This is a genomic window from Halomonas beimenensis, from assembly GCF_002549795.1.
GTDB lineage: Bacteria > Pseudomonadota > Gammaproteobacteria > Pseudomonadales > Halomonadaceae > Halomonas > Halomonas beimenensis.
In genome coordinates, this window is sequence record NZ_CP021435.1 from 2,253,063 (window position 1) to 2,266,836 (window position 13,774).

At 58.3% G+C, this 13,774-nt stretch carries 11 protein-coding genes; 1 reads left to right on the forward strand and 10 read right to left on the reverse strand.

The genetic code is table 11. From position 1 onward, the window contains the following. Nucleotides 1–72 precede the first annotated feature (72 nt). Nucleotides 73–1,023 (forward strand): IS481 family transposase, encoded by a 951-nt coding sequence (locus BEI_RS10635; RefSeq protein ID WP_097787867.1) that lies wholly within the window; start codon nt 73–75, stop codon nt 1,021–1,023. Nucleotides 1,024–1,062: 39 nt separating this feature from the next. Here the strand turns inward: BEI_RS10635 and BEI_RS10640 are convergent, their stop codons facing one another. From BEI_RS10640 to BEI_RS10685, 10 genes are all read right to left on the reverse strand, one after another. Next, nucleotides 1,063–2,223 (reverse strand): O-antigen ligase family protein, encoded by a 1,161-nt coding sequence (locus BEI_RS10640; protein ID WP_193765093.1) that lies wholly within the window; start codon nt 2,221–2,223, stop codon nt 1,063–1,065. 114 nt (nt 2,224–2,337) lie between these two features. Then, the gene (locus BEI_RS10645) at nt 2,338–3,516 is read right to left on the reverse strand and encodes a DegT/DnrJ/EryC1/StrS family aminotransferase (protein WP_097789506.1); all 1,179 of its coding nucleotides are present in this window, start codon (nt 3,514–3,516) and stop codon (nt 2,338–2,340) included. 51 nt (nt 3,517–3,567) lie between these two features. Then, nucleotides 3,568–4,761: a glycosyltransferase family 4 protein gene (locus BEI_RS10650; protein ID WP_097789507.1), complete on the reverse strand. Its 1,194-nt coding sequence runs from the start codon at nt 4,759–4,761 to the stop codon at nt 3,568–3,570. Then, nucleotides 4,742–5,440, reverse strand: a complete 699-nt coding sequence (locus BEI_RS10655; protein ID WP_097789508.1) for a hypothetical protein — start codon at nt 5,438–5,440, stop codon at nt 4,742–4,744. Before BEI_RS10655 ends, BEI_RS10650 begins: the two co-directional genes overlap by 20 nt. 33 nt (nt 5,441–5,473) lie before the next feature. Further along, nucleotides 5,474–6,316, reverse strand: a complete 843-nt coding sequence (locus BEI_RS10660) for a glycosyltransferase family protein (protein WP_097789509.1) — start codon at nt 6,314–6,316, stop codon at nt 5,474–5,476. After that, the gene (locus tag BEI_RS10665; protein WP_097789510.1) at nt 6,313–7,701 is read right to left on the reverse strand and encodes a hypothetical protein; all 1,389 of its coding nucleotides are present in this window, start codon (nt 7,699–7,701) and stop codon (nt 6,313–6,315) included. The genes BEI_RS10660 and BEI_RS10665 overlap by 4 nt, the downstream gene beginning before the upstream one ends. A gap of 59 nt (nt 7,702–7,760) precedes the next feature. Beyond that, complete coding sequence (locus BEI_RS18985; RefSeq protein ID WP_153045784.1) at nt 7,761–8,471, reverse strand: AAA family ATPase; 711 nt, start codon at nt 8,469–8,471, stop codon at nt 7,761–7,763. A 3-nt stretch (nt 8,472–8,474) separates the two neighbouring features. Then, a complete protein-coding gene (locus tag BEI_RS10675) occupies nt 8,475–9,365 on the reverse strand; it encodes an ATP-grasp fold amidoligase family protein (RefSeq protein ID WP_097789512.1) in 891 nt (296 codons plus the stop codon). Between the two features lie 94 nt (nt 9,366–9,459). Then, nucleotides 9,460–11,262 (reverse strand): ABC transporter ATP-binding protein, encoded by a 1,803-nt coding sequence (locus BEI_RS10680; RefSeq protein ID WP_097789513.1) that lies wholly within the window; start codon nt 11,260–11,262, stop codon nt 9,460–9,462. A gap of 165 nt (nt 11,263–11,427) precedes the next feature. After that, the gene (locus tag BEI_RS10685) at nt 11,428–13,632 is read right to left on the reverse strand and encodes a polysaccharide biosynthesis tyrosine autokinase (RefSeq protein ID WP_097789514.1); all 2,205 of its coding nucleotides are present in this window, start codon (nt 13,630–13,632) and stop codon (nt 11,428–11,430) included. Nucleotides 13,633–13,774 lie beyond the last annotated feature (142 nt).

The window sequence follows — 13,774 nt, forward strand, 5'->3', positions numbered from 1 at the left end:
CGGTAGGTTGTTCATCCGGAACCTACCCGGACAATTGGAGGTGCGACCCAAACCAACCTCCAGGAGGCCCGGATGAACACCCATAAGAATGCCCGTCTCACAGTGCATGGTCGAGCCCTGCTGGTCCGCCGAGTCATCAGGGAAGGGCTTCGGCCAGCGGAGGTGGCCCAGGCGCAAGGCGTCAGTGTGCGGACGGTCTACAAGTGGGTACGCCGTTACAGGGACGAGGGCGAGGCCGGTCTCCTGGACCGTTCTTCTCGCCCATGCCGTTGTCCTCATGAGACCCCAGACGCGATCCGCGCGCAGGTCATCGCACGCCGCCGGCAGCGCCAGACCTACCGCCAGATTGCCGAACAGGTGGGCATCGGACACAGTACGGTCGCGCGACTCCTTGAGCGCGAGGGGCTGAATCGTCTCTCGGTCTTGGCGCCCGCTCCTCTCGAGAACCGCTACGAGCATGACGCCCCGGGAGAGCTCCTGCACCTGGACATCAAGAAGCTCGGCCGCTTCGAGCGCCCAGGGCATCGTGTCACCGGCAATCGCCAGCAGAACACACGAGGCGCTGGCTGGGAGTACGTCCATGTGGCCATCGACGACCACTCGCGAGTGGCCTTCAGCACCATCCTGCCGGATGAGACCAAGTGGAGCGCTTGCCGTGCGCTGCTGCAGGCCGTGCGGTACTACAGGCGTCTGGGGGTCCACTTTAGCCGGGTACTGACCGACAATGGCGGATGCTACAAGTCCAAGCCATTCCGCCGCCTGTGCCGCCGATTAGGGCTGAAACGCAAGCGCACTCGCCCCTTTACGCCCCGTACCAATGGCAAGGCAGAGCGGTTCATTCAAACCGCCCTGCGCGAATGGGCCTATGCCTGGTCTTATCAGAGCTCAGAGCAACGAGGCGAGCATCTGCCCGCCTGGCTCCACCAGTACAACTGGCATCGGCCACATGCCAGTCTGAATTATCAGCCTCCGATTAGTCGGCTGGGACTTTCCGTGAACAACCTGGTGGGTTTACACATCTAGGCGCTTCCTCTTCCGAGTGGCTTCTTCAGGATCTCGAGATCACCTTCCGGTCGGGCGCCTCGCTAGCGGGGAAAGCCCCTGCGATGCCTTCGTCTCGTTTCCCTGCCAATACGCCCATAGCACCAAGAGCCAGCCGCAATAAGCCGCGATACCGACGGGATAGGCCATAAAGCTGTAGCTCAGGCCAAAACCGAAGAAGGCTACCGGCAACAGTACACCGCAGACGGACAGGGATTTACGGGCTGGATCGCCGGCCCTCAATCCCGGCCAGAAGAGTCGAAGGGGTAGCAGGTAGAGTGCGATCAAGACCAGCACACCGGGGAGACCACGCGTCACCCAAGCCTCGAGCAGATCGTTGTGGGCATGGTGATACCGGGTCAAGGAGGGATAGCGCCGAGAGCGTTCTTGCCAGGCCCCCTCCTCGCCCCAGCCGGTCAGCGGCCGCGCGGCGATCAGTTCGAGGCTCGTCTGCCAGATCATCACCCGTGCGGCCACCTCCACCCCTCGCTCGCCGTCCAGATAACGGGACACATGGCCCATGCCCAGTTGCAGCCGATCCTGTATCCCCGTCTGCGGCACCGCATAGGCGCCCATGCCGAGGATCAGCACCAGCCCGAGCCCCCCCACCAGCTGGCGCGCAGTCGCCCTGTGGCCATAGCCGGCATAGAACACCGGCAGCAAGAGTGGCAGCGTCACCCAGCCTCCCCGGGTGCCCGAGAGCAACGAGGCCAGGAGCCCGCCTACCCCACCGGCCAGCAAGAGAACGCCCCAACCGCGTCGCCGGCGTTGCGACAGGGCCCACCCCAGCCCCGCGAAACAGCACAGGCCCAGCAGCAAGGCAAGATTGCCGAACAGGATGGCATCCAGGCTTCCCAGCCCCTCGGCCCGCGCCTCACCCTGCAGGCGTTGGATGCTCCCCCAGGCACCACTGGCCACGCCGCCCACCGCCACGCCAGACCATAGCCAGGCCATGGAAGGACGTGGCGACGACAGCGCCAGGCTGACGGGCAACGCCAGCAGGCACGGCCAGGTCAATGCCCAGGCCGGCCCCGCATCCCCATGCCAGGCCCCCATGGCCATCCAGACCAGTCCGAACAGCATCACCACCAGCGCCGGCCAGCAGGCCGAGGCTTTCAGGGCCACGACCCGCTCCGCGGGCCGCCACAAGGCCAGCAGCGACAACAGGATCAGCGCCGGCAACCATCCTCGAGGAAAAGGGAGCAACAGGGCCCACCACCACCACACCGCGATTCCCGTGAGATACGACATGACGCACGACCGCTTCATCGATAGTCTTTCACGCTCCGCGCCTCCTCAACGCTCCCCTGCCTCACCCATGACATCGCGCAGCACCTCGCAGCTCCTGAGCACCTCGTCTTCGGTCAGCGTCGGATGGCAGAGAAACATCAGGCTGGTCTCACCCAATGCCCTGGCCACAGGCAACGGGGTCAAGGGTCGCCACCCTGTCCCGTCGAACGCCTTCTCTCGATATATCTCCGCACAGCTGCCCACCAGGCAGGGCACTCCACGGTCGTTGATCGCTCGCCTGATACGCTCGCGATCCCACCCCCTTCTGAGTCGGGAGGGCTCGACGAACACATAGCACTTGTAGGCGGCATGCGTCAGGTGGGAAGGAGGCACGGGAGCACGCAGCCCGGGACAGTCCGCGGCGGTGTCCCAGATTCGGGTGGCGTTGGCACGACGCCTGGCCCTCCAAGCCGACAATCGACGCAGCTGGATTCGGCCGATGGCGGCCTGCATCTCGGTCATGCGCAAGTTGGACCCGAAACTCTCATGGAGCCACTTGAAGCCGGTATCCTCGGTCGTCGCATGGACGGCCTCCCAGGACTTGCCGTGATCCTTGTAGGCCCACATGCGCCGCCAAAGTGCTTCATCGCTGGTAGTGACCATGCCCCCCTCACCGCCGGTGGTCATGATCTTGTCCTGGCAGAAGGACCAGCATCCGACGTGGCCGATTCCCCCCACGCTCCGCCCCCGGAACATGGCGCCATGGGCCTGCGCGCAATCCTCGATGACGTACAGGCCGTGCCGCTCGGCCAGTTCGACGATCCCATCCATCTCGCAGGGCCAACCCGCGAGATGCACCGAGATTACCGCGCGAGTCCGGGAGGTGATCAGTGGCGCCATGGTCGCGGCCGTGACATTCTGCGACGCCGGATCCACGTCCGCGAAGACGGGCACGGCTCCCACCGCCACGATGCAGGAAGTCGAGGCCATGAAACTTCTCGCGGTCACGATCACCTCATCACCGGACCCGATCCCAAGCCCCTTCAGGGCCAGCTCCAGTGCGACCGTGCCATTGCACACGGCTATCGCGTACTCCACGCCCACGAAGTCGGCGAATTCGAACTCGAAGTGCCGGCATTCCTCGCCCGTCCAGTAGTTGACACGATTAGAGCGCAGGACCCGCTCTACGGCGCCGACTTCCTCGTCACCGAAGCTTGGCCAAGGGGAAAAGCTGGGAGCAGGCATGGGCGACTCCGCTAGGTCAAGGAGGATCGAGCTCGCATGATGCCAACCGGGTTACTCGGCACCGGCGACGCCGAGTCCGGCATCCTCCAGCGACGCCCGGTACAACTCGAGAAGGCCGGACCAGATCGCGACATTGCCGAAGCGGGCCGCCCACAGGGGAGCATTGCGGGCGTGACCGGCCCGCAAGGCATCATCCTCGAGGTAGCGACACATCGCCTGCTCGAGGGCCTCGACATCCTGCACGGGCACCAGGGTCCCACTGACCCCATCCGAAACGGCATCCCGACAGCCCGTAGCATCGCAGGCCACGGTCGGCACCCCCATGGCGGCGGCCTCGAGCAACACATTACCGAACCCTTCCCAGTACGCCGGCAACACGAACAGATCCATGAGCGGATAATAGTGCTCGACACCCTGAACGTAGCCGAGATGGAGGATGTCATCGTCGAGGTTAATGCGCTGACGGGTCCAGGCGGAGATCGGCTGCTCGTTCTCGAGCGGCCCGACGATCAGGAGCTTGACGCCCGGGTGCCGCGATTTCAGCCGCGTAAAGGCCGCCACGAGTTCGTCGACCCCCTTGCGCCGAATGATGCGTCCTACGAACCCAATGACCCGGTCCTGGGGTGACAGGCCGAGCGTAGCGCGCAGGTCATCGCGGTCCATCAGGTCCTTCCGCTGCGGGTTGAAGCGCTCCAGGTCGATGCCGTTGCTGCTCCCCAGGCCCAGTACGTGGAAGCCATTCGGCTCCAGGATGCTTTCCCTCACGCCCAGGTCGGCGACGCTGCGACTGACGCACACCACCCGGTTCGATGCCAGGCAGGTCAAGCGCTCCACCCCTACCATCAGACGGCGCCGCCACCCCGTCATGGACTCGTGGCGAAAGCCCCGTATCGTATAGATCCTCACCCGAACCGACGTCGCCGCCGCTGCCAGCATGCACAACAAGCCGGCCTTCGGGGTTCCCGCATTGACGATCTCAGGCCGCACCCGGAGGAAGAGGTGTATCAATCGGATTAACGACACCAGATCCTTGAACGGGTGTGGCGTCCGCGCCATGGGGATCTCCACAAGGTCGATGCCTTCCGTCGCCGCGAGCGCCCTGACGTTTTCCCCCGGCGAGGATACCAACATGGGCCTGAACCCATTGGCCTTCATGAACTGTAATTGCCCACGGACCAGGGTGGCACTCAGGGGAGATGTGATGGCGGTCACCAGCAGGGGGCGTCTAATGATGCATCTGGCCACGGTTATCTCCTGAAGCTGTCAGACGCTGGAGAAGCGCACCAATATCGATACGGTCCACGGCGTCGTTGCGAAAATGGACGAAAGATAATTCACGGCGAGACAGGAGCTCGCCGGTCAGTCGATGCAATCCCGCCGAGTCGAAGCGACGGCACTGGGGCTCTATCGTCCCCTGCAGGTCGTCACGCTGGCACAGGTTATAGGCCACCACCGACGGTGAGGCCTGAACCCATACCAGGTGGAGCGGCGCTGACGCATAGGGGGCATAGAGATCATGCAAGAATCGCCTGGCTATCGTTTGCCCCACCTCCGTCTGGAGACTCCAACAGAGCTGCATGAAGCCTTGGTCGATGAGTACCAGATCGTAGTCGCCCATGCCTCTCGACAGGCAGTCGTCGAGATAGAGCGCGTTCAGGTAAATGGAAAAGGCCCTGGACAGACCGGTTGCCGATATCACGGCTCGCCGATAGCGCAGAAGGTCAAGGGTTCGTCCCGTGCGAAAGAGCACGCCATGCGCGGCACCCCACAGCTTGAGCAAGGGGTTCACGAAGGGACGCCGCCGAGACAGGATGGGCATCACGCCGGTATCTCCTGTCGCGTCAAGGAGATGGGCCAGCAGCAGGCGGCACACATGGGTCTTGCCGGCTCCGGGCCGACCGCAGAACTCATAGATGACCGTCATGATCCTGCCGTGAACTAATGGCGATGCCCGCGATCAAGAACCGATCGGAGACGAGATCCGCCAGAGTGCATTGATGGCCAGATACCGAAAGTATGACATCTGTGAGCGTTTCAACAGACGTTTCCTTCGCAGAAATCGTGGCGTTTCCTCGGCGGAGTACTGATCGGGTAAGATGAGTCGATCCTTGCTTACTATCTGGTTGAACAAGCGATCACAAATATTCGTTGCATAGTGATAAACAATGACCTCCTTCTTCCAGGCCTTCCTTCCGATGCCGGGGTCGGTGGCGTTCCAGCGATCCTCCAGGGAGAGGAACCTGGCCGGACTCTGGAAGACGACGGGAACCAGGGCCACCTGGTCATAGCAATTTCCTAGCTCGACATACTTATCGTGCCAATCCTGAAAGAACTGCCATGCGAGGGAAGTGTTTCGCGCCAGGATTACACCACTATTCCAGTGGGGCAGATCCTGTACCTTCATCCCCCCCAGAACGTCCACCTCCCCCTTCCCGACACGCCTCTGAGGCTTCCTCTTCAATCGCATGCCAATATCGAAATAATCGAGTATCTTCCCAGCACTTCCCAAGTCACCCAGCACGAAGGTATCGCAATCCAGGTAGATCACCTTTTCATACTGGCAATACTTCAGGATATCAGTTTTCAGAAGTCGGTTATCCTTGGTATCCACATCGACGAAGAACCAGGAATCCCGCTCCTCCTCGAAGACATCGCCGACCGGCGGCTCCCTCATCACGTTCGTTACCATGGTAAAGGGCATGTCGGGGTTGCTGTCTCGGAGAGACGATGCCGACAGCAACGCCATGGATAAGTATGGGCGACCCAGTGCAAGATAAATGACCCCCAGCGATTCCCTCATGCCACACCTCTCGACAGCGGCTGTGATTCCGGATCAGTAAGCATGGCCTCGGCATCGATACGAAGGAAAATAATCGCGATGGTCATCATGACCCAAAAATACGACTTGTCGACGTCCGAAGAACTGGCCAGTACCAATACGGTATAGGCGATAATAGACACGGCTACTGCGGAGCGATTGCTAATCGCCTTTATCAGGAAATAAACAATGAACGCCGAGAGAAGGCTCAAACCTATTAGCCCAAAGGCTCCCAAGGTTCCGATATATAGAGAGTGGGGGTTACCCAGTTCACCGATACCACTTCCGAAAATGAGCTTAAGATAGTTCACTTCGGCAAGATACGCACCCCACATCTCGAACCTGACGTTGGATCCAATATCGGGGGGCCGAAGCAATCGTAGCTCGGAAACATGCGATCCGATAAAGGGCAAGACTTCTGGCCCCATGGACAAGAGCGACTCGGTCAACAGATACACGAAACCCAGGAATATTAGAAACCAGAGCGAGTTTATGGGCCTGGAAGACCTTCCGGAAAATGCTACATGGGCAATAAGCCCCAGGGTGATTCCGAAGCCAACGGATGCCACGGGCATCCTGGAGCCGGTATAGACCATCCCCATGAAGGAGGCGAACGCCACGCTGACCCAGATCATCTTGTCGAGAGGCTTAGCGGATAGTGATGCAGCTGACATGACACTGGTGACCACGACGACGCCGAGGATATTCGATAGGGAACGGGGAGAGGACTCGGTATCGCCTATGCTCAGCCCGAGCTCGCCGCTGCGGGCCATGCTGAACTCTTGTGATGAGAGCATGGTAAGGATGCTGGCCACCACCGCCACTCCGACACATGCCACCATATAGACAAAGGCCTTTCGAGGATCATCACCAAAGACACCGTACAGCAGATGGAAGAGGTTCATACTCGTCAGCAAACCGAGATATACAAGCAGAAAGGCAAGAGCAAACAGCCTGTCGAGACGCACACTTCCCCTCAGCAGGCCGCCATTGATCTCGAGCAGCATGAAGCTGATCACCATCACCAGGAAGAGGATGCTGAACTTGACCCCCTCACGTCGTAACAGGATGTGCACCAGGCTACCTAGGGTACCGCCGGCGATGATCATCCAACCGAAATGCACCCCGGCTATGAATGTCAGATTATTGAGGGCTACGCCATAGAGGATCATCGGAAAGGCATAGATGGGAGACAGGGCGGCGAGCCCGCCACTCATGGCTAGCCCCAGGAAGGCGGCCATATCGGGATCGAGGGCCCCCACCAGAGTGGTCAACGCCAGCGGAAGAGTGAGAAAAAGCAGGCGCCAGACGAGTCGAGGCGTATTGCTTTCACTCAATGAGTGGGCCAGCATGAGGTCATCATCCATATTGTGAACTCGTTCGCCCTATGCAAAAGACCGGACCGCGTCATGGCAAAGAGACTTTGCTACAAGTGGCATCCCCTGATGCCGACATCCACTTCACTCATCGTTTCCTTGAACCCCCTGACCCAAGAGCGTGTGAAATTTGACTCACTGACATCGATACTGATCGTCGGACAACCGACTTCCCGCATCAGGCCACATAACTCGTCACGCTGTTGCAGCGCCGTCGAGTTAAACTCCTGAAGTTCATATTCGGATTTTCCTTCATGATACTTCAGAATTTTCCCAGTCTGCCGGTAACGAATGGCGATTCGTCTCGTGATGACGTCCGGTGGCGCAGTCAGGTTAATGACACCTCTCCCCCGCATGATGGTCAAAAAGTCCTCCCTGGAGGTTCTTGAAAGCTGTATCAACTCCTTGGAAAAGTGGTGACAAACCCCCTCATCGACTATCAAGCGCGATGCCGAAGACATGATGTTCAAGTCGTAGAGCAACTTGGCGGATTTTCTCCTCAGCACCTCCAGGTCATCTCGATTCAATGCTAGCAGCGACAGCAGCCTGGATCGGGCACTGCATAACCGCACGTCTTTTGTAAACCTATGAGACCTGTACTTGATGACGCCACCCGAAATCAACGCCTGAATGAAAAAAGATTTTCCTACACCTGGCGGCCCGATCACATCGAATACAATAGGGGGTAGCGGGCTATGGAGAAGTTCATAAGCTTTGAAGCCAGCCCTGTTATAGAGATAGTTATCTAATATTTTTTTCATGGCTCAACCATTACGTATGGCCTTGTAGCTCCACAGACTCCCTAATTTGTTATCCCACTCCAATGGTTCAAACCTCCCGTGCCCAAGATCAGGTGCAAAGGTAACCTCCCCAAAAACAACTCGGTCATCATCGATTTCATAAAGATCGACTCTCAGAAATTCATATCCGTTGGCAAGAGTTTCGGCCACCCTGATCATATCCGTCAGACATTTCGGCTTATGGACATCCGGGCCCGAGGGAAATCCTAGTATGAAGGGCTGCCGCTCCCAGTCCCTGTCATAGAATGTGCGCGTATGCTTGACAAAGCGACCGAAATCCACTTGGATGAACGCCACTCTTCCATGAAAGACGAAAAACTTGTAATCCAGCGGCACTCCCCCGCTTCCTTCGTTCAGATACTCCTCGATGATCACCCGCGTCGGTATTTCCCCATACCACCACTCATTGGTATAATAGAAAAACCGTTCAAAACAATTCTCACTACGCTCAAAGATACTGGCCACTCGCTGCCTCAAGGCCTTTTCACTCCAATGCGACTTGTCTTCTACGATCAAGATACTCTTGGGACCACACCCATTGTTGCTTTTCAGGACGAATGAAGTTGGCAGGGCCTCATAATCCAGTTCTTCTGGCGAATCAAGAACACCAAACAGCTCGGTCAGATAACTGTCGCCCACCCTTTCACTCACAACTCTTCTCACTTCACACTTGTCCTGAAGTATGATGGCCTCGGGAGTATCGCCCGCCATTTTTCTCGCGCAAATTTTCTCATTAAAGCTTACGGGAGCGCTGAGCCTCGGCCAGTATCCAACATGACGACGGAACTGAATCCTTTCGTAGGCTGCACGGCCCAACAACGCCCTGGAGAAGAGCCTGGCAATATTCTTGACCATGCCTTTTAACCCGTACTTTAGATACTTTCGACAACTCAAAAGCCAGCCATAAGCACGCACTACAGACTAGCCGCTTTCCCTTCTTAATGAAGAACTATCCATGATGTGCCATTCTTTGAAAGATCAGGTTTCGGCGACTCAACTCATCATAGCTCCCCCAATCGGAAACATGACCATCCTCGATGACATAAATGACATCGCATCGCTTCACAGTGGTTAACCGATGTGCGATCATGACAATCGTCTTCCTGCCATTGAACTCATGAATCGACTCCATGACCCCCTGCTCGGTAATACCATCGAGGGCGCTCGTTGCCTCATCGAGAATCAGTACCTTGGCATCATCATAGAGCGCACGGGCAATGCCGATCCGCTGTCGCTGACCGCCGGAAAGCTGGATGCCTCTTTCCCCCACCCGGGTGTCCAAACCGTCACGCAATTGTGACAAGAGAGAACCGAGATGTGCCATTTCAGCGGCGCGCTCGACCCTCTCATGATCGATTTCGTCCTGGGGCAGGCCGAAGGCGATATTCTCTCTTATCGAGGCATCGGCCAGGAAGATCGATTGAGATACGAAGCCGAGGCAATTCTGCCAAGATCGGCGATTCTCGTCGGTCAAGGGCACATCATCGATTCTCACCACACCCTCGTCCGGCACGATCAGGCCTAGCAGTATATCGATCAGAGTGGATTTCCCCGCCCCGGACGGCCCTACGATGCCCACGACCGTATTGGCCGGTACAGACAGGGATATACCCTCGACGACGGGCAGCCGGTCTCCCGGATAATGGAAGGTAACGTCTTGCAGGGATATGGACGCCTTCGGCACGAGACATTCGTGCAGCCTATCGTCTTCCTGGACTTCAGGCTCAGCATGACGACTCTCCAGGAGGTCTTCCCGGATTGCATCAAAGGCCGACAAGTTACTCTTTATGGTGGAAATGCAGGCATAGATCTGCTGGAACGCTGGAAGCAGCTTGATCCCAGCCAGGGCATATATCGATATCAGAGGAAGAATCTTCCCTAAGTCTCCGTCGTAAGTATTAAGCAGGTAAATCAAGAGAAATATCACCGAAGTAAATGCGATGAGTTCCATCGCATATCGCGGCACCTCGGACAGGGCCTTGCTCACGCCACGAGCACGTCCCAAGGTGCGGCTCGCCGTCGCGAAGCGACCGTTGAAGACGGGCTGACGCCCCAACACCAGAACATCCTTCACACCACCAAACCCTTCCGCCATGAGCTTGAAGCGCTCGCTTTGTGTCCTGGATATGGAGACCCCGTAGCGGGTCAACCTCCTCCTGACGGTCATGTACAGGAAGACATACGCCAGAATGAAAAACAGGACACCCGTGGCCGCGACTGCCGGATTATAAAGGAAGACAGCACCGATCATGAATACTGCCATGACGACCCTGGCATTCATCTTCATCAAGGGTGCAATAACCTTTTCCGTGATACGTGTACATTCCTGCGAAATCTTGCTGGTCAAATGGGCACTACTTCCTTGTGCATGAAATAACCACGGTTTGCCCATGTAGTGCTGATAAAGCCGCATCCCTATCTCGGCGCCCACCTGTTGACCATAGACAGAGAGTCTCCAGACGGTATACATTGAAATAAATGAGGCCAGTACCAGCACGCCCAGTACGGCAAGTCCCATCCAGAACAGGAAGTTTAGGGGGTCTTCGAACCCCAGCTCCGTGTATACCCTGACCAGGGGAGAGGAAGTATCCAGGCGCTCGATATCCCCGACCAGCGCCATGAAAGGGCCAAAGGCTACCACCGCCGTGACCTCTGCAAAGGCCATCAAGACTACCAGCAGCTGTAGCCACAACAGCCCCCTCCGCTGCTTTCTGGTCAACAAGGTGAACAGCTCGGTAAGATTACGCAGCATGCTTCTCACCCGGTGAAATCATGCAGACTCGACGCCCTTGGCGATACGTCGGACGCTCTATCGAGGGAGTACCACCGAGACGCATTAAGCGAGTCACCCCCGACGACACGAGTGGCTCAGGGCGCAATCAGCCTTCAGGGCGGTCACGACGCTTCCCACCACCCATTACGAATAGTGGTAGTATTCTCTACAGTATCCGTAATAGGCTGAGGCCTTGCGCGCCATTGCATTGAGGATTGCCCCCTTGACGCTTACTCCCGACGTTTCCAGTCGTCGCTTGGAGATCTGCATATCGCGCATTGGATTGTCCTGGAATCGTGCCACCAACAACGCCGTGCCACACTGCGCTCCCACTACGGCAGCATCGGTAACAGCCAGCACAGGGGGGGTGTCAAGAATAACCAGTTCGAAGCGTCGGCTCACGGCCGCCAGGAACTCGCTGAAGCGCGCATTCATCAGCAGTTCCGAGGGATTGGGAGGGATGACACCCCGGGCCACGTAGCAGAGTCCCTCCTGCTGGGTGGTACGAACAACCTCTTCAAGCCTCATAGTTCCGGACAGGACCTCGGATAGCCCTCCTTCACCGCGTCCACCAAAGGCATGATGCATGCGTCCCTTGCGCATGTCTGCGTCGATAACCAGAACCTTCTGTCCCGCCTGAGCACAGATGAAACCAAGATTTAGACAAATGAAGCTCTTGCCAATGCCCGGACTCGGCCCCGTCAACATCAGACGATTGTCGGCGGCTTCTAACATGGCAAAGTGCAGGCTCGTACGCAGGCCACGCAGTGCCTCGACGGCGGGGGCCGAAGGATTGCGGGACGCCAGCACATCGCTCATGACCTCATGGGAGCGGCGTGCTCGCAGATGCTTGACCCGTCTGACCAGTTTCTTCTGCTCGTCCGACAGCGGAATGGTCGCATAGACCGGCAGGCCGGCATTCTCGAGCTGCGCGGGCGACTCGATGCCACGATTGAACACCCCCTGCACCAATACCAACCCGACGCCAAACAAGCCCCCCCCCATGGTGGCCAACAACACGACGATCGGCTTGCGCGGTTCTATGGGAGCCACACCCACTTCCGCCTTGTCGATGATACGAACATTTCCGACCGTGCCGGCGCGGGCTACCTCTAGCTCCTGCATGCGATTGAGGACATTGACGTAGATCGCCTGAGTCACCTCGACATCGCGAGTGCGGCGCACCACCTCCTGCTGGGCCAGGGGCAATTCATTGACGCGCGCATTGAGCTCGTCACGCTCGTTCTGCAGATGCCGCTTCTGTTCAAGCAGCGCCTGGTAGGTGGGATGGTTCGGCTTGAAGCGCTGCGACAATTCTGCTTCCTGGAACTCGAGTTCATTGAGCTGACTGTCAAGGGCCACGAATTGCTGGATGGTTGCCTGAGCTTCGGAACTCAGATCGACGCTATGCTGTTCCACCCTATAGCGATTGAGACTATCCTCCGCCACACGCAATTGCTCACGGAGCTCGGGGGCCTGCTCACGCAGAAACGCCAGACTCTGTTCGATCTCGGCCGACTGCCGCTGGATGTTCTGACGGAGGAAGGTTTCCGCCACTTCATTCAGGGAGAGACGAATCTCTTCCCGGTCCTCTCCTGTCAGGGTCAGGCGTAGCATGCCGGTGCTGGCGGCTCGCCCGCTCCCGACTTCCTGTACCCGAAGACGCCGGCTGAAATCTTCAATAGCGGCCGCGCGCGTATACTTGATCAGCATGAAGCGAGCCCCCCGCGGCGCCTGGAGATTGGCGATCCTGAGCCGTATCGCGCCCTCCTCGAACTCGAGGAGTTCACCGACCTGTCCGGCGCCGAGAAAGCGAGGCCGCTCTCCTTCCATGAACACCATGAAGTTGCCGTCCTGCCCGGTCTGCACCCGCAAGGGAGTGCCTCGCAGCGGCTCATCGACCTGCAAGATCCCCAGCTCGAGGGACTCACCTGCCCAGACCTCGGGGCGTTCCTGCATGAAACTCGGCCGAGGAATACCTCGCCGAACGAGAAAATCCCCCACCAAGGGGAGTCGCTCGGGGAGAACAGCCGTATCCAGTCCGGTACGCTCCACGACCTGCCCCAATACCATACGGGATTGCAGGATCTGCACCTCCGCCGCCGTGCTACTCTCGGGATCCTCGCCCAGCATGGTGCTGGCAACATCTTCGAGTGGACTGGTCGGCATACGCTCGACCTGCACGAGCGCATCCCCACGATAGATAGGCGTCGCCAATAACGCATAGGTAGCTCCCGCCAATGTGAACAGGCCCATGATGAGGAAAATCAATCCCCTCTTTCCCGCCAGCAATGCCATGACTCGACCCAGGTCCACGTCTTCATATTGATTGGATGCCACTCTATTCATGTCATGCCCCCTGGGCTAATCCCCTCTTCCTTGGGGGAGAAGCACTCACGCAGTTAATACTCTTCATTGTCTTGTCTTTCACACACGATGATGCACCGAGCGCCACACCTGTCGGGATGGTAACGACGTTAGTCTCGACGGC

Bases quoted from the DNA above. Each gene is read 5' to 3' on its own strand.
- BEI_RS10675 (WP_097789512.1), bottom strand. From the start codon at position 9,365: ATGGTCAAGAATATTGCCAGGCTCTTCTCCAGGGCGTTGTTGGGCCGT.
- BEI_RS10685 (WP_097789514.1), bottom strand. From the start codon at position 13,632: ATGAATAGAGTGGCATCCAATCAATATGAAGACGTGGACCTGGGTCGA.
- BEI_RS10680 (WP_097789513.1), bottom strand. From the start codon at position 11,262: ATGCTGCGTAATCTTACCGAGCTGTTCACCTTGTTGACCAGAAAGCAG.
- BEI_RS10655 (WP_097789508.1), bottom strand. From the start codon at position 5,440: ATGACGGTCATCTATGAGTTCTGCGGTCGGCCCGGAGCCGGCAAGACC.
- BEI_RS10665 (WP_097789510.1), bottom strand. From the start codon at position 7,701: ATGGATGATGACCTCATGCTGGCCCACTCATTGAGTGAAAGCAATACG.
- BEI_RS18985 (WP_153045784.1), bottom strand. From the start codon at position 8,471: ATGAAAAAAATATTAGATAACTATCTCTATAACAGGGCTGGCTTCAAA.
- BEI_RS10660 (WP_097789509.1), bottom strand. From the start codon at position 6,316: ATGAGGGAATCGCTGGGGGTCATTTATCTTGCACTGGGTCGCCCATAC.
- BEI_RS10645 (WP_097789506.1), bottom strand. From the start codon at position 3,516: ATGCCTGCTCCCAGCTTTTCCCCTTGGCCAAGCTTCGGTGACGAGGAA.
- BEI_RS10635 (WP_097787867.1), top strand. From the start codon at position 73: ATGAACACCCATAAGAATGCCCGTCTCACAGTGCATGGTCGAGCCCTG.